The organism is Roseiconus nitratireducens (assembly GCF_008629675.1).
In the GTDB taxonomy this organism is placed as follows: Bacteria; Planctomycetota; Planctomycetia; order Pirellulales; family Pirellulaceae; genus Stieleria; species Stieleria nitratireducens.
Genome location: NZ_VWOX01000003.1, coordinates 606,291 through 622,599, shown reverse-complemented (window position 1 = coordinate 622,599; position 16,309 = coordinate 606,291). Strand labels below are relative to the sequence as shown.

Genomic DNA, 16,309 nt, shown 5'->3' with positions numbered 1-16,309 from the left:
CGGAGCCCGTTCGCCGGCACAGTTCCAGTTCTCCCGGGCCCAGATTCCCCGGGCCAAGGCAGCGGTCCGCGGCCCAAGCCCTTGCCGCAAGGGACGCGGGAAGCGATCGCCGGAGCAAGGTCTCGGCGCGGCACCAGGCGTTGCCGAGCGGGGCAAGCGGCGCGGCCTTCGTCATAGGATTCCGGGTGCTTTGACGTCGATTCCCTTGAGTGCCATCTTCAGGGCGTCCTTGTTCGGAGCCACGGCGAAGGCGGTGGGACGGTCGATCAATTCGTCATCGATCAATTGTTTCAGGCTCATCGTGAAGTCCTGCATCCCGTCCTCGGCTCCAATCCGGATGGCGTCCGGAAGCTTGTTGTCGTGACCTTCCAGGACCAGCTTTCGCACCATGGGCGTGAATGTCATCACTTCGCAGGTGGGGACACGGCTGACGCCCGGCTTGATGCTCTTGAGCAGCTTTTGGGCGATGATGCCCTTCATGTTGAAGGCGATGGCACTGCGAATCGCATTGTGCATCTCTTCGGGGAACAGGTCCAAAATCCGGCCGATGGTCGTCGAGGCACTGGCCGCGTGAATTGTCCCGAACACCAAGTGACCGGTTTCCGCCGCGTGGATCGCGGTCATGAAGGTCTCTTCGTCCCGGAGCTCGCCCACCAGGATGATGTCCGGGTCTTCCCGCACGGCGTGCTTCATGCCGATGCCGAAATTCTTGACGTCCTGGCCGACTTCACGCTGGTTGATCAGACACTTGTCCTCCGTGAAGATGAACTCGATCGGATCCTCCAGGGTCAGAATGTGCTTGCGGTAGATCGTGTTGACGTAGTTCAGCATCGATCCGATCGTCGTACTCTTCCCACTACCGGTCACCCCCGCCAGCAGGATCATGCCCTGGTCGAAGTGGCACAACTGCTCGATCGAATCCGGCAGGAACAACCCTCGGAAATCAGGGATGAAGTTGTTGATCCGCCGGGCAACCAGACCGATGTTGCCGAGCGACTTGAGCATGTTGACTCGGAATCGCCAACGCACCCCGTCGACCTCGCACAGGTAGGCGAAGTCGGCACCGCCCTCCTCTTCGAAGATCAGCAGGTTCCGCTCGTCCATCATCGGCAGCAGCAGGTCGACCATTTCTTCGGAGTCGATGGGGCCGCGATTGAGCGGTTTCAGTTCTCCACCGATCCGGACCATCGGCGGCTGACCGACCTTCAAGTGCAAGTCGCTGCCCTCCAGTTTGACCAGGGCGCGAAAGATCTTGTCGACCTCCAGCTCCTCCTTCTGTTTCAGCAAACTTTCACGCAGCCGCGTCTTGACCGCGTCCGCGGTGGTGGAAGCGGGGACGCGAGGGGCGGCCGGAGCCGATTTGCCGTTGTTGTGGGCCATGGGAAAGCCAGAGCAAAAAGGGGAAGAGGAAGCGACTGCAGAATACCGCGTGGCGTCCGTTCATTCTATGTCAAAGGCGGCATCTCTCAATGGACTCGGTCGTCGCAAACGCCCGTGCCGAACAGAGTTTTTCCGGCATTTGCATTGAATTGTCCCCCGCGGTCCTCACCGGCGGCCGGACACGGATCGATGCCGGGGCCGAATGAGCGGCGGTGCCGGCGGTGTCGCCACGCGGTGTCCACGCGATCGCCGGCGCACGCGCTGAATCGCGATGATCACGCCGCTCTTTGGATTTCCGGTCGATTGGGGGTTGTTGCAGCGTTGACCGGCCGCTGCGCAAAATAGGTGCCGCCGGGATCCCCGACTGATTCCCCTTCCCCCCGAACTCTTTTTTCCTGGAGCTCTCCATGGCGCGCCCCGTCACCTTGTTCACCGGCCAGTGGGCCGACCTGCCGTTTACCGAAATGGTGCAAAAAACGAAGGGTTTTGGATACGACGGCATCGAACTGGCATGCTGGGGGGACCACTTTGAGGTCGACAAGGCGTTGGCCGAGGACGACTACTGCGACAACAAGCGGGAAGCCCTCGATCAGGCCGGGCTGCAGTGCCATGCCATCAGCGCTCACCTGGCCGGTCAGGCCGTGCTGGATCACATCGACGAGCGTCACCAGGCGATTCTGCCTGACTACGTCTGGGGCGATGGCGACCCGGACGGCGTCAACCAGCGGGCCGCCGAGGAGCTGAAGAACACGGCCAAAGCGGCCCAGAAATTCGGCGTCGAAGTCGTCAACGGCTTCACCGGCAGCAGCATTTGGCACCTGCTGTACTCTTTCCCCCCCGTGCCGCCCAGCATGATCGATGCCGGGTTCGACCTGTTGGCCGAGCGGTTCAACCCGATCCTGGATGTGTTTGGAGAGTGCGGCGTTCGATTCGCCCTGGAAGTGCACCCGACCGAAATCGCCTTCGACATCTACACCGCCGAACGGGCGCTGGAAGCCTTGGACCATCGCCCCGAGTTCGGTTTCAACTTTGATCCCAGTCACCTGATCTGGCAGGGCGTCGATCCGGTCAAATTTCTGCGACGATTCCATGACCGCATTTATCACGTCCACATCAAAGACGCCTTGGTCACTTTGGACGGAATGAGTGGGATCAATTGCAGCCACCTGAATTTCGGGGACCCGCGTCGAGGCTGGGATTTCCGCAGTCCGGGTCGCGGGGGTGTGAATTTTGAAGAAATCATTCGCGCCCTGAACGATCTCGGTTACAACGGGCCGCTGTCGATCGAATGGGAAGACAGCGGGATGGATCGGGAATTCGGTGCCGCCGAAGCGTGTGCGTTCACCAAGAAGCTGGATTTCTCCCCCAGCACCCGTGCCTTCGACGCCGCGTTCGATGACGCCAACGACTGAGTGGCACTGGACTGAGAGGCACTGGACTGAAAGGCACTGCAGAATCGATGATTACCATCACCGTCAACGGCAAGGCCGTCGAGATCGAAGGCGAAATGTCCGTCGAGCGGTTGCTTGACACCGTGGAGGTGCCGCCGAATTATTTGGCCGTGGAGCTGAATTCGGATGTGGTGCCCCGCGAAGACTATTCCGCCGTGACGGTCCACGCCGGTGATGAAGTGGAAGTCGTGACGCTGGTCGGGGGCGGTTGAGCGTCCGTCGTCGGCAAGCGGGGCTTGCGGTCCATACCGGTCAGCCGGTGATCGGCGATGGCCCCTTCGGCTGCGTCCGACGCGCACTTTCCGACGAACACTGTCCGCCGTGTTCGACGCCAGGCGGTTGGTTGTCCGCTGGTCGGTCGTCCGCCGTTTGAAGTTGCGGCGAGAACTCAAGGTACGGCGAGAACCACTTGTCGCGCACTCCGCGACGCCGTTGCCACGTCTTCCGTCTCGACGTCCTTTTTCATCAACCCCGGAATCATCGTGTCCATCGCATCGGATCAAGATCCCACCGCCACCGACGTCGACCAACCGGCTCTGCGTGTCGGACACCACACCCTGGGCAGCCGACTGATCGTCGGCACCGGGCGTTACGACACGATGGAGCAGATGCGGGATTCGCTGCAAGCCTCCGGTGCGGACTGCGTGACCGTTGCCGTCCGCCGGGAAAAGTTGTATGAGCGCGGCGGCCAGAACATTTTGGACTTCATCGACCTGGACCGTTACACGTTGCTGCCCAATACAGCCGGTTGCTACACCGCCGCCGACGCGATCCGGGCGGCCAAGCTGGGCCGCGAAATCCTTCGCACCCTGGGCAATCCGGGATCCGACTGGGTCAAGTTGGAGGTGCTTGGCGACAGCAAGACCCTGTTACCCGACCCCGCCGAAACCGTGACCGCTTGTCGCGAGTTGACCGCCGAAGGCTTTCAGGTGCTCTGCTACACCAGCGACTGTCCGGTGACCGCCCAGCGTTTGAAACAGGCGGGGGCCGCCAGCGTGATGCCGGCCGGAAGCCCGATCGGCAGCGGCCAAGGGCTGCTGAACCCGAACAATCTGCGGATCATTTTGGAGTATTTGAAGGAAGACGATCCGGACTACCCCGTGATCATTGACGCCGGCGTGGGGACAGCGAGCGACGTCAGTCAGGCGTTCGAGCTCGGTGGCGACGCCGTCTTGCTCAACACGGCCATCGCCCACGCCCGTGATCCGGTACGAATGGCGACGGCGATGCGGCACGCGGCCATCGCGGGCCGGAACGCGTTCCTGGCCGGACGGATCCCCAAGCGTCTGTACGGAACCGCCTCCAGCCCCAGCGAAGGGGTCATCAGCACGCGTCCCTACGGCAGTCAAGCCTCATCTTGACCGTCCCGCTGCAGACTCCTCAAAGCCGCAACGCAAGCTCGGCCCGTCACGCGGTGCGTGACGTAGCACCTGTAGGTCACGCTGTGCGTGACGGAGCCCTGGATCAGCACCTGTAGGTCACGCTGTGCGTGACGGAGCCCTGAATCAGACCGCTTCGTCCAGGAATCGCAACAACGCGTCATCGTGATCGTCGGATTCGAAAGCGGATCCTGGCCCGCTCAGGAAATCGGACGTCACGTTCGCGGCCGTCGACTCACCTTCCGACCCGCCCTGTTCGGCCGCACGCCGCGCCAATTCGTTGATCACGCGCAACGCATCGATCGGGCTGACCAGATTATCGCCCGTCACGTCATAGAACGCTTCCAGACGGACCGAACTGTCCACCGAGGCGTTGGCGGTGCGGGCGATGTAGTTGATCACTCGCAAGGCGTCGATCGGTGAAATCAGCCGGTCGCCGTTGACATCTTGCGGCGTGGTCGCGTTGTAGAGCGGCGTGTTGCTCAAGTCGACCGTCAGCGGGAACGTCACTTCCGAGGCGATTTCCGGAGCGCCGGTCTCATAGACCCGCAGCGTGACTTCGATGGTTCCGAAGTCAAAGGAGGTCGGGATGCCTTCCATGGTCATTGACGACGGGTCGAACTGCAGCCAATTGGGAAGCGTTTCACCGGCAATGGTGGCTTGCACCGTCCAAGCCGATCCTTCGGGATCCTCCGCAAAGGAAGGCGGCAGGCCAAACTGGAACATCGACCCGGTCGTCGCCGATTGCGGATCGATCTCCGCCAGCACGGCCGGGGGTTCGTTGACGTCGACAAGCGTCACCGTGATGGTTTCTTCGACGCTTTCGCTGGGCAGGCCGTTGTCGGCGATCCGCACCAGCAGCGTTAGTTCGGGCGTCGATTCGAAGTCCAGAATCTGGCCGTCCTTCAGCATCAGCTCGCCCGTGGCGGTCACGTCGATCAGGTCCACGCCGGTTCCACCGATCGGTGTGAACGAAAGGAATTGGTTCGCATCCGGATCTTCGACCGCAATCTGTCCCAACGATCCGACCGCGTTCTCATCAATCGTGAAGGCGTTGGACACCAGAACGGGAGGTTCGTTGACGTCGCTGATCGCCAATGTGATCGTTTGTTCGTCGAACAACGCGGGCTGTCCGTCGTCGGTCACGCGGACGACCAGGGTGTACTCCGATCCGGATTCAAAATCCAGTTCGGCGCCGTCACGCAGCATGACCTGTCCACTGTCGGTAATCTCCACCAGGCTTTCGGCGGTTCCACCGACCAGCAGAAACGTGTGACCCTGGGAAGCGTCGTCATCGGAAACCTGCAACTGGTGCAGTTGTCCGTTTGAGTTCTCCGCCACGTTGATCGTCGCCGAGTCCAAAACGGGGGCGTCATTGACGTCGGACAGCGTGATCGTGATTTGCCGAGAAACGCTCAATCCGTCGCCGTCGGCAACCACCACGGTCGGTGTTCGCGTTGCCGAGGATTCGAAGTTCAGTGACGCGTTCTCCGCGACCGTGATCTCACCGGTCGAGGCGTCGATCAAGAAGTCCGAATTGGGTTCCTGGAACGAGAATGAGATCGGATCACCGTCCGGGTCGGTGGCGGTGATTTGGCCGACCACGGTTTGGGCGGTGGAGTTTTCCGGCAACGCGAAGGTGGCCGCCTGGATCTCGGGAGCCCGGTTGGGGCCGAGTTCAAAATCGGCCACCGCGTGCTCGTAGCGGGTCACCTGGTGGGTGAATGCTGGACCACGCAGCGACGTTCCCAGCGGTTGGATTTCGTACGTGCCCGGGAACAGGTTGGTCAGTTCGTAATAGCCGTCGGAGTCGGTTTGAGCCGCCAGTTCGTATTGTGAATACGTTAGGTGATCGAACCGCCCAAAGGGTCCTCCATCGCCTTCGTCCTCGTCGGAATAGGCATACACGTACGCGATGTTGTCTTGTCCGGTCGACACGCCGATCATTTCTCGCTGGCTGTCGATCAATCGCGAACTCAGGTCCGTGGCCAACAGTTCGCCGGCCGCGTTGTAGGCTTCGATGCGGCCGTACACCGGCGAGAGGCTGTTGTCACTTCCGATCGCTTCGATGGTGACCGCGTTGACGGGATCGTAGAAATCGAATCGCAGCACGCCACTATTGCTGAACCAGGCGATGCCCCCGGTCGCAAAGATCCGGTTCACCAGCTTGTTGGGGAAATCTGCTTCCCGTTCGGAAGTGACCGCCGACGAGGGAAAGGAGTCCAGCGAGTAGTTGGTGATCGTCACACCGGGGTAGGCGTTGATCAGCGGGTAGTCTTCGGTCTCGTTTCCGAAGTTGTCGACCGGAATCACTTCCGGGACGGCCGCATCGGGTTCAACGACAAAGGTCAGGTTGTCACGCAACCCGTTCTGGTTGGTATCGGCGAACAGCGTTGCCCCTTCGATCGGTTGTCCACTGTCGCGGTTGGTGACAATTCCGCGGACACCGCCAACGAAGTTGGGGCCTCCGACGTGATCCAGGTCACGTCCGGAGAACGCGTATTGACTGGGAACGCCAAACAAGTTGTCGGCGACCGCCCAACGGGGTTCGGTGTCGGTGGGTTCACTTTCGTCGACCACCGTGCTGGCAATCCAGTCGGCCGGCGTGCTGCCAGTGGACTCGCCGACCCGCGCGGCGTAACCAAAGCCTTCGGTCGCTACCAGGGAGACGCCGTCCCGCGTCTGGATGTTCGGATCGGTGGAACCGATTTCGGCAAACACCACATCGCCTAGCGCCCGCTCGCCACGTCCGACGAAGGGGTGCAGGGAAATCGAATCCAGCACGTTCCAGACGCCCGATTGAACCGGATCGATCACCCCATCGGCGGTTGCATCAATGCTTTCCCCCAACACCGGCGGCGTCGACGACTCGACCAGGAAGTAGCCGTTGGCTCCGATGATGAAGTCGATGCGGTCACTTAAACTGTGCGAATCGGAATAGATGTCTCCGGGCAAACCGCCGAATCCCGGTTCGGTGGAAACCAAGACGTTGGCAGCACCGTCTACCTGGTGCGGGCTGTTCTGCTCCAAAAGAACCAGGTATCCGTTGGATCCGAACGACAACCCGCTCAGATCAAAGATTCCGTGGATTTTGCCAAAGTCCGTGGTCCGCTCGCTGGCGATGACCAGGTAGGTACCTTGAGAGAGGGTTTGCTGGGGAGCCCCGCGAAGCTCGACCATTTGAACTTCGTCTTTGTCGCCAAACAGCGGGTCGACCAGTAATTCACTGATCTGAGCGGCCAACAACCGGCGGCTCTCCAAGGCATCAAAAGTCAGACGTCGCAGTGGGGAATGAGATCGTTTCATTCTCGGACCTCAGGCGATCGTTCGCCAAATAGAATTCAGAGAAGTGCCCAGGCGCGCGAAGGGAGGAGTCGCGGCCGAATAAGTTTTACTAGTGTACACACGCTTTGGGCTCTCGGGGCGTGCCCAGGAAACGGACCCTCTCGCCCAAAAACGGGGGTCGGCGTGCCCAGAAAACGGAGTAGCGTGCCCAGGAAACAGAAGTGCCATGGACCCCGTTTCCCTTGTAAAAACGACTCCGAAGCAGAAATTTGGGTCGCTGATCGGGTCGCATCGTGGGTCGCCGAGTGGGGCACGCTCCGGTACGTTCGCGGCATGGCCTCCTTGCCGGAGGGTGAATTGCCCGGTTTCGATCCTCCTGTCCGCCAACCCGACCGGCGGTCGTGATTCCATGAAGAAAACAATTGCAGCCAGTTGTGGCTTGTTCGCGGCCCTGGTCCTGAGTGTCACCGGCGGTGCAGCACCGCCGAACCTGCTGCTGTTCGTGGCCGACGACATGACGTACACCGATCTGGGTTGCTTCGGTCATCCGGACGTGAAGACGCCCCACCTGGATGCGTTGGCCGCCGACGGCTGTCGATTCACGCGGTGCTACAACTCTGCACCTACCTGCAGCCCGCTGCGTCAAAGCCTGTACACGGGGTTGTACCCGGTTCGAAATGGGGCGCACCCCAATCACAGTCGGGTGTATGACCACGTCCGATCGTTGCCGCACTACTTGCGATCGCTTGGATATCAGACCGCGATCGTGGGGAAGCGTCACGAAGCACCCGCGTCGGCGTTTCCATTTGAAATGCTGGGCGGCCAGCATCACGATGGCGGCCGGTCGCCCGACGGGGCGGACTTGCCGTTGGATCTTGCCCGGCAGTTCCTCGGTGATCGGGGCGATCATCCGTGGTGCCTGGTCGTGGCATCCAATCAGCCGCATGCACCCTGGAACCGCGGGGACGCCTCGGCCTATCCTCCCGATCAGCTGACCGTCCCGCCGTACCTGGTCGACACGCCAGAATCACGTCAGGCACTTTCAAAGTACTACGCCGAAATCACGTACATGGACCGGCAGGTCGGCGAGGTGGTGAAGATACTCAATGATCTGGGCCAAGCGGACAACACGTTGACTCTCTGGCTCAGTGAACAGGGTTCTCAACTGCCCTATGGCAAATGGACCTGTTACGAAATGGGAATTCATGCCGCCGCGATCGCCCGCTGGCCCGGCACCATTGCCCCGGGGCGCGTCTCCGATGCATTGATCAGTTACGTCGATGTGGTCCCGACCTTCGTGCAGCTCGCTGGCGGCGACCCCAGTTCGCTTGACCTGGACGGAACATCGTTCGCTCCGGTCCTCCGCGGAGAGGCGGACTCGCTCCACGAGTATGTGTTCAGCGTCAACACGACGCGTGGTATCTACCATGGCAGCGAAGCGTACGGTATTCGCAGCGTGACCGATGGGGATTGGTTGCTGATTCGCAACCTTCATCCAGAGAATCGGTTTGAAAACATGGTGACATTCCGCAGCGACGTTTTCGCATCGTGGAAACGGACGGAGACGCCTTTTGCCAGGCAGCGAGTTTCTGGATACCAACAGCGACCGGCCACGGAGTTGTTTCAGGTGTCGGAGGATCCGTGGTGCTTGAACAACCTGGCGGATCAGACTCGGACGGCGGACACGCAACAGCGATTGACCGTCGCCCTGGAGGCTTGGATGAAGCAACAAGGCGATCGGGGGCGGGCCACCGAAATGTCGGCCGAGACTAGACAGCCCGCCAAACGTCCCTGGGCCCGCAAGAACGGCTACGCACTGTCGTCGCCGGCAAGGGATTGAGATCAGCGATCTGCCTCGAGCCTACCGTGACCGTTGGTCGGACGTGCCGTTTCGGACCTGCGAACGGACCACAACATGCGGGAGGTAACCATCGACAACTCGCGTGTCTCATTTCAAGCGTTCGTTGCGATTCGTGACGGACTCCTCTGTCGAGAACCATTGAGGATGCGGCCGATGATGGTGTAGCGAACGCCATATTCGTAAGTCAGCAGGAGGAGCGCAGAAACCACCACCGTGATTCCCACGAACTTCACAAAGGCCGGGGCCGTGGAATCACGCACGAACCATTGAGCCAGCAGGACCAGCGGGAGGTGAGCCAAATACAGCCAATACGACGAGTCGGAGATATAGCGCAGGGTGCGGTTCTCCTCAGGCATCAATCGGCGACACGCGCCGATCAATCCGAAGGTCATCAGCCATGCGTACAGGGCTTGGAGGAAGCCTGCCGCCAGGCGGTTCAGCGTGGGGTCACGCAGCTTCGGCACGACTCCCAACGCCCCGGACACCAGGTCCAAACCGATCGGGAAGACGACGATGATCGCGATTGACAAATGGATCATCCACCCGCGTCCGAGTCGGCCATGGGTGTCGTCCATGTCCCAGTACAACACGCCGAAGAAAAAGAACACGGCGTAGTACGCAAGCACGTTCGGGATGGGCAGCAGTCCGATGGACGAATCCGGGCCGAAGGTGCTTGGGGTCATCAACGATTGGGGTAGCATCGTCAGTGGAATCAGCCACAGCAGGTTGGCCGGCGAGCAGACGAGCCACTTCGGTAGCTTGTCGATCCTCAGCCATTTGGCAAAGACCGCGTAGATCGCAAACGCCGCGATCAGCCAACACAGAAACCACAGATGCATGAAGACGGGGAACTGGAACAACAGCGGCTTGATCGCTTCCCAGGTTGGATTCTTTGAAGCGTTGTGATCCTGTGCTGATGGGGCCGTCACGCCCATTTGCTTCGCGATGTCGGCTCGTCCGACTTTCACAGCCCGTTCGTCAAGCGAAAGCCCAAACGATGTCGCGATGGCGTTTGTGGTACCAAAATCGATGTTCAACAGATCCCTGGCGGTTTGGCCGTTGGCATCCACCGCATCGGTCACCGCTCCGGCACGCAACAGCATGGCGGCCTCTTCGCCGCGTCCGACAAACGCGGCGCTGTGCAAGGCAGTTCCCCCATCTCGGTTTCGCTGATGAACATCGGCTCCCATGTCCAACAGCATTTCGACCATGTCTGTCTGCCCCAGAAAGACCGCCACCGTCAACAGCGACGCCCCGTCCTGGTTGACGGCGTTGACGCCAATTTCCGACGATTCGATCGCGGCGCGAACTTGATCCGTTTGGCCGTCAACGACCGCCGCCCAGACGTTCGGGTTCGCTGATTGCGCGGGAGAAGGTCGGCTGAAAAAAAAAATCACCGCCCACATCGCCGGTACGATGGTCAAGCAACCAAGAAACAGCGGCAGGGCGATCCTCTTGAGTCGCTGCTTGACGAGGCCGCCGAGCCCGCGTTTTCGCCACAACATCGCCGTAAAAAAACCGCTCAGCATGAAGAACAGCGGCATGCGAAACCCGTGGATGCTCGCGAAGAGCACGTAGTAAAAGCCACTCTGTTGGTTGTCCTTCACGGTCCACGGTATCGGTGCAAAGGATAATGCGGCGTGAAGCACGATCCCCAGCAACATCGCGATCGCACGCAAAGCGTCCAGGTCATGTCGCCGGTCGATGGCCGGCAAGGTCGCGTCGCCGTTGCCCGCGAGGGCAGGCTCTCGTGCGTCGCCCAACGGTTCCGCGTCGATGAGCGTTTCGATTGAAGTGCTAATGGTTGAACTCCCACTTGTGTCCAAAGAGCCGGGCGGCTTATCCCTCACCGAATTTGAGCTCGCTCGATCTCCGCCAGGATCTGGTACGCGTTTGCGAGGCTCTCTCCGGCAAACCGCTTTCGCCAGCTTTCCGCCGACGGTGTTCCGGGTTGCTGGACGCGACGGTACAGCCAGTACGACGCCGTCATTCCGATCACCCCGACAACGACCGAAGGAATCAGGGAATTCGGCAGCAGGACGACGTCAAAGCCGATCGCCACGGCAACCGGGATCCACATCAGCCACCACGGGAATCCGATCGCCGCGCCAACTTGAAGGTAGACGTTACGAACGGCGTCCAGCCGGCTGCGGATCTGATCGACCGGTGCGGTGTAATCGATTCGATTGATCCGCGTGCAAACGGCTGCGCCAGCCGCGATCACCAGGATGCCGTACACGTGCAGGATGATTCCGCAGACCAGCCGGTGCGGGACTTGGGTGTTTCGGGCCCAACATTGAGCCCCCAGGATGACGATCAGGCAACCAATGAGGATCTGAACCAGTTGTCCCCGCAGCAATGGCCGCAGGGACCTCCGGACGCGTTCCATCAATTCGCGCCGCGTCAGCAACAACCTTGCGGCCAACTCCTGGTGCTGCAGACTGGCGTCGGAGGATGGCGACGATGACTCCGCCGCGGTGTCGGCGGCATTCCGGTCGACCTCGCCGAGAGCCAGGGTGGGGGCGAGCGCCGGGGGCTCCGTCGATGCGATGGACTGCACGTCCGATTTGACTTGGCTTGCCTGCTGGTAGCGACGCTCGGGTTCTTTCTCGAGCGTGCGGAGGACCACCTCGTCAAGGCGCACATCGATTGCGACCTTTCGTGACGGTGCGGCGAATCGTCCGATCGGAAGCTCGCCGGTCAACATTTCATAGAACACGACGCCCAGGGAGTAGATGTCGGCGCGATGGTCAACGCTGCGAGTTCCCTCGAACTGTTCGGGCGCCATGTAGCGAGGCGTCCCCATGACCTGGTGCGTTCCGGTGAGCGCGGTTTGCTGCAATTCGTTCCCAAGAATCCGCGCCAGGCCGAAGTCGGCAATCTTCACGGTGCCGTCTTTGGAGATCAGAATGTTCTCCGGCTTGATGTCGCGGTGGATGACGCCCTTGTCGTGGGCGAATTGCAACGCGTCGCAGAGATGCGGAACGATTGCAAGGGCTTGTTCGGGTGACAGTTCCCCGCCGTGGACAACGTCGCGAAGCGTGGGGCCGTCGACGAACTCCATCAGGAAGTAAAACGTGTCCTGGACCTTCCCAAATTCGAAAACCGAAACGATGTTGGGGTGACTGAGCTTCGCCAACGTGCGAGCTTCGCGAGTGAACCTCAGGGCAAACTTCACATCGTGATCGAATTCTTCCGGCAGAACCTTCAGGGCGACAAAGCGGTCCAGGCCTTTCTGCCGCGCCTTGTAGACAGCCCCCATCCCGCCGGCACCCAATAGTCCGATGATCTCCAGAGACGGAAACAATTCGGACAATCGACCGACGGTCGGCGGCACAAACGCTCCTGCCGGCTTCTCGCCTTCGTTGAGCGCATCGTTGAGCGCCTCGGCATGGCCGGGGAATCGATCGAGGTATTCCTGTTTCGTTGGGAGCTCGCCGCGCCGTCGTCGATAGTCGATCTCCAGCACCACGAGTTCGGCCAGCAGGACTTCGCGTTCAACCTCGGCGGTGTCCCCGGAGAGCTTTTCCGCCGACACGACGGATTCGATGCTCGGCGGCGTGCCGGTCTGCCATTGTCGTTCGAATTCGGCGCACCGATCATCAATCCGTTCCAGAGCCGCGATCGGAAGTCTTTTCTGGCGAACATTCATTATCTGCGAATAATTCTTGCTGACATTTTTCTCGAATCAGGTGCAGACGACGCTCGATCGTCCGCTCCGAGCAACTAAAACGCAGGGCAAGTTCCGCGTTGGTGTGCCCCTCCAACTTGGCAACCGCCAAATCCTGTAGCTGCCCGACACCCAAATGAGAAAAAATATTTTCGACCGATTCCTGCATCATCAGCACCATCTCAGGCGACGGTTCGTCCCCGATGGCTTCGATAATCGTTTCGTGGTCACCGCCGAGCGAATGGATTTTTACCTCACCACCGCGGCGCTGCCGCCGATCACGCCGGTGTTTGTCGATCACCTTTCTGGCGGACATCCGCAGCAACAGTCGCCACAGGTCATCCCGATCCGATAGATCCGGGAATCGGCCTTTTTCCGCCGCAGCGTAGAAACTGTCGAAAACGCTCAGGACGATGTCTTCTTCGTCCGACACCGCGTGGTTTTGACCCTGCAGCCGCCGCCGAACCGACCGCACCAAGCGGTCGAAATAGTGCTGCCAGATGTGATTTGCAGCGACCGAATCGCCTTGCTTGACCCGATCAAGCCAGTGGCTGACGTTGTTGGTTTCCGACATCGGGGGAAGTTTGGTCTCGACTTTCTGGCGCAGCCCAATGTGCGAGCGGAATGCGTAGGACGCCACATTGTAGCCACCGTCGCCAGACGGTGGAGCGGCGGAGGGCAGCATTAGGTTGTAGCCACCGTCGCCAGACGGTGGAGCGCTCAGATCGACCACGCTCTGGCGAGCGTGGCGACGGAGTGCCGTGTTTGGTTATAGCCAACGTCGCCAGACGCTGGAGTGGCGGAGGGCAGCGTTAGGTTGTAGCCACCGTCGCCAGACGGTGGAGCGGTCCGATTGATCACGCTCTGACGAAAGTGGCTATGATCGCCAATGCACAGTCGTCGCCACCGTCGCCAGACGGTGGCGGGTTGTTACACCGACTCCTCAAACGGATCGAACAGTCCGTTGTTTTGCAGAAACGAATAGGCACGCCAAAATCGAAGCCAATAGTCGGGTTGACCAAACTCCAGTTCGGGATGGCCGGGGATGAGGCAGCCGGTGTATCGGTACTCGGAAAAACAATCAGGCGGCACCAAGCCCTTCCTTTCGGGATTGCGGGCGACGTATTCGACAAGGGTGATGAATGCCGATTCTTCGCGTTCGTCCTCTCGGAGAACCCGATCGTGCGCTTGATGCTGGAAACGGTAGCCATGGCGTCGGAGCACCGTATTGACGTGCTTGCGGAAGTATCGGCATGCTTTCAATTGGTCGCTTCGAGCACTCACTCCCGCCCAGACCAGGTGCATGTGGTCCGGCATCAGGCAGTAAACCGGACACACGAAAGCGTACCGAAATGCGGCGTGCGTCAACAGTTCGCGGAATCTGTCCTTGAACGCCGGAACAAGCCATCCGGTGCGTCGATCGTCGATGGACATCGTCCAGTGAATGTACACCTGACCGCGATACGATTCAGGGCACAGCCGCGGAAGATGCGTCCGTTTCATCGGTGAACGCCATGAACGGGTTGTCCCGCGCTTCCCACGCTCTGGCGAGCGTGGGCTACGGAGGGCTGGATTAGGTTGTAGCCACCGTCGCCCGACGGTGGAGCGCTCAGATCGACCACGCTCTGGCGAGCGTGGCCACGTAGGGCTGGATTAGCTTGTAGCCACCGTCGCCAGACGGTGGTGGTGAAACGGAGTGCCACGGCGGGCCGGAGCAAAGTCCAACCCGCCAACTCCGCTGCGCGGAATTACTTCCCGGGAGCCATCGGCGAGCTCAGGGCTTCGAGCGCCTCACCGACGGTAAAGCTGGCCGGCTTTTGACGCGGCGGAAATTCCTTGAAGGTTTCGATCACTTTTGCCACTTGTTCCTGGATCGGAACCAACACGTAAGCGCGGCGGTACCACCAGTCGTTGTAATTCATGCCTTCGTCGCCCCGTTCACCTGGATCGATTTTGAGATCGAAGAAGATCGGCGCCCGGAGCGTCGTGAAGGGATGACGCCAAACGTCGATGCCGGTCGCTTCCTGGATCATGAAGTGCGCCTTGATCCGCTTGCCCCGGACAGCCAGCAGATCGCCGTCATCGCTGAAGTAAAAGAATCCCGGGCGGTTGCTCTTCTCGCTCTTGCCGGACAGATAGTCGGTCTGGTCGAAGCCGTCCAGGTGAACCTTGTAGGTCTTGTCACCGGCTTTGTGCCCGTCGAGAAGTTTTTCCTTGATGTCCGACTCGCCGGCGGCGGCAAGCAGCGTCGGCATCCAGTCCTCGCCGGAGACCAGATCGTCGAACTTGCTGCCGGGTTTGACGGTGCCGGGCCAGCGGATCAGAGCGGGAACGCGCCAGCCGCCGTCCCAGTTGGTGTTCTTCTCGCCACGAAACGGAGTGGAGCCCGCATCGGGGAACAGACAAACCATCGGTCCGTTGTCGGTCGTGTAAACCACGATGGTGTTCTCGGCGATGCCGAGTTCATCGACGTGGTCCAGCAGCTTGCCGATCACCGCGTCGTGCTCGACCATTCCGTCGGCGTAGAATCCCAACCCGGTCTTTCCCGAGTTCTCTTCTTTCACGTGAGTGAAGTTGTGCATTCGCGTGGTATTGAACCAGCAGAAGAACGGCTTGTCCGCCTTGGTCGCCCGATCCAGGAAGTCTTTCGCGACACCCAGGACTTCTTCATCGATGGTTTCCATCCGCTTCTTGGTCAACGGTCCGGTGTCTTCGATCTTGCCGTCGGCGAAGCTGTGGATCACGCCGCGGGGGCCGTACTTTTTTCTGAATTCAGGGTCTTTCGGATAGTCGGGGTTCTCGGGTTCCTCCTCTGCATTGAGGTGGTACAGGTTGCCGTAGAACTCGTCGAAGCCGTGATTGGTCGGCAGGAATTCGTCCTTGTCACCAAGGTGGTTTTTGCCGAACTGGCCGGTCATGTAACCGTGCGGCTTGAGCAGCTCGGCGATGGTGGGATCTTCCTCCTGCAATCCCAAGTCCGCGCCGGGCAGCCCGACTTTGGACAGGCCCGTTCGAAATGGCATCTGCCCGGTGATGAACGCCGAGCGACCGGCGGTGCAACTCTGTTGCGCATAGTAGGACGTGAATTGGCCGCCCTCTTTGGCGAGACGGTCGATGTTTGGGGTGCTGTAACCCATCAAGCCTTGGTTGTACGCGCTGATGTTCCAGTACCCGACGTCGTCTCCCATGATGAAGAGGATGTTCGGTTTTTCCTGAGCGTAAACGCTCGCGGACCCCAAGAGGGCCAGGGTGACGATGACAAATCGGTGGATGCTAAACATGA

General features: G+C 60.4%; 11 protein-coding genes. 4 read left to right on the top strand and 7 right to left on the bottom strand.

What is annotated here, in order from left to right:
* Window positions 1-171: 171 nt before the first annotated feature.
* Complete coding sequence (locus FYK55_RS07660) at window positions 172-1,380, bottom strand: type IV pilus twitching motility protein PilT (RefSeq protein WP_150075776.1); 1,209 nt, start codon at window positions 1,378-1,380, stop codon at window positions 172-174.
* Window positions 1,381-1,787: 407 nt separating this feature from the next.
* Between FYK55_RS07660 and FYK55_RS07655 the strand changes: the two genes are divergently transcribed.
* From FYK55_RS07655 to FYK55_RS07645, 3 genes are all read left to right on the top strand, one after another.
* Entirely contained in the window at window positions 1,788-2,792 is a 1,005-nt protein-coding gene (locus tag FYK55_RS07655) for a sugar phosphate isomerase/epimerase family protein (protein WP_150075775.1), read from the top strand.
* Window positions 2,793-2,839: 47 nt separating this feature from the next.
* Window positions 2,840-3,043, top strand: a complete 204-nt coding sequence (gene thiS / locus FYK55_RS07650; RefSeq protein ID WP_150075774.1) for a sulfur carrier protein ThiS — start codon at window positions 2,840-2,842, stop codon at window positions 3,041-3,043.
* A gap of 270 nt (window positions 3,044-3,313) precedes the next feature.
* Window positions 3,314-4,192, top strand: a complete 879-nt coding sequence (locus FYK55_RS07645; protein ID WP_315854041.1) for a thiazole synthase — start codon at window positions 3,314-3,316, stop codon at window positions 4,190-4,192.
* Window positions 4,193-4,336: 144 nt separating this feature from the next.
* Here FYK55_RS07645 and FYK55_RS07640 read toward each other — a convergent pair whose 3' ends face one another.
* Complete coding sequence (locus FYK55_RS07640) at window positions 4,337-7,516, bottom strand: cadherin domain-containing protein (RefSeq protein WP_150075773.1); 3,180 nt, start codon at window positions 7,514-7,516, stop codon at window positions 4,337-4,339.
* A 388-nt stretch (window positions 7,517-7,904) separates the two neighbouring features.
* On the opposite strand from FYK55_RS07640, the gene FYK55_RS07635 reads away from it, so the two are divergent.
* A complete protein-coding gene (locus FYK55_RS07635) occupies window positions 7,905-9,335 on the top strand; it encodes a sulfatase family protein (protein WP_150075772.1) in 1,431 nt (476 codons plus the stop codon).
* Window positions 9,336-9,448: 113 nt separating this feature from the next.
* Here the strand turns inward: FYK55_RS07635 and FYK55_RS07630 are convergent, their stop codons facing one another.
* The 5 genes from FYK55_RS07630 to FYK55_RS07610 form a co-directional block, all read right to left on the bottom strand.
* Window positions 9,449-11,119 (bottom strand): acyltransferase family protein, encoded by a 1,671-nt coding sequence (locus FYK55_RS07630; protein WP_150075771.1) that lies wholly within the window; start codon window positions 11,117-11,119, stop codon window positions 9,449-9,451.
* 83 nt (window positions 11,120-11,202) lie between these two features.
* Complete coding sequence (locus tag FYK55_RS07625; protein ID WP_235908498.1) at window positions 11,203-13,008, bottom strand: serine/threonine-protein kinase; 1,806 nt, start codon at window positions 13,006-13,008, stop codon at window positions 11,203-11,205.
* The gene (locus tag FYK55_RS07620; RefSeq protein WP_150075876.1) at window positions 12,959-13,600 is read right to left on the bottom strand and encodes an ECF-type sigma factor; all 642 of its coding nucleotides are present in this window, start codon (window positions 13,598-13,600) and stop codon (window positions 12,959-12,961) included. The genes FYK55_RS07625 and FYK55_RS07620 overlap by 50 nt, the downstream gene beginning before the upstream one ends.
* Window positions 13,601-13,956: 356 nt before the next feature.
* Complete coding sequence (locus FYK55_RS07615) at window positions 13,957-14,529, bottom strand: hypothetical protein (RefSeq protein WP_235908497.1); 573 nt, start codon at window positions 14,527-14,529, stop codon at window positions 13,957-13,959.
* Window positions 14,530-14,774: 245 nt separating this feature from the next.
* Complete coding sequence (locus FYK55_RS07610; RefSeq protein ID WP_150075770.1) at window positions 14,775-16,307, bottom strand: arylsulfatase; 1,533 nt, start codon at window positions 16,305-16,307, stop codon at window positions 14,775-14,777.
* Window positions 16,308-16,309 lie beyond the last annotated feature (2 nt).

Coding starts and splice junctions, on each gene's coding strand:
- FYK55_RS07610 (WP_150075770.1), bottom strand. CDS start 16,307: ATGTTTAGCATCCACCGATTTGTCATCGTCACCCTGGCCCTCTTGGGG.
- FYK55_RS07640 (WP_150075773.1), bottom strand. CDS start 7,516: ATGAAACGATCTCATTCCCCACTGCGACGTCTGACTTTTGATGCCTTG.
- FYK55_RS07635 (WP_150075772.1), top strand. CDS start 7,905: ATGAAGAAAACAATTGCAGCCAGTTGTGGCTTGTTCGCGGCCCTGGTC.
- FYK55_RS07655 (WP_150075775.1), top strand. CDS start 1,788: ATGGCGCGCCCCGTCACCTTGTTCACCGGCCAGTGGGCCGACCTGCCG.
- FYK55_RS07615 (WP_235908497.1), bottom strand. CDS start 14,529: ATGAAACGGACGCATCTTCCGCGGCTGTGCCCTGAATCGTATCGCGGT.
- thiS (WP_150075774.1), top strand. CDS start 2,840: ATGATTACCATCACCGTCAACGGCAAGGCCGTCGAGATCGAAGGCGAA.
- FYK55_RS07625 (WP_235908498.1), bottom strand. CDS start 13,008: ATGAATGTTCGCCAGAAAAGACTTCCGATCGCGGCTCTGGAACGGATT.
- FYK55_RS07660 (WP_150075776.1), bottom strand. CDS start 1,380: ATGGCCCACAACAACGGCAAATCGGCTCCGGCCGCCCCTCGCGTCCCC.
- FYK55_RS07620 (WP_150075876.1), bottom strand. CDS start 13,600: ATGTCGGAAACCAACAACGTCAGCCACTGGCTTGATCGGGTCAAGCAA.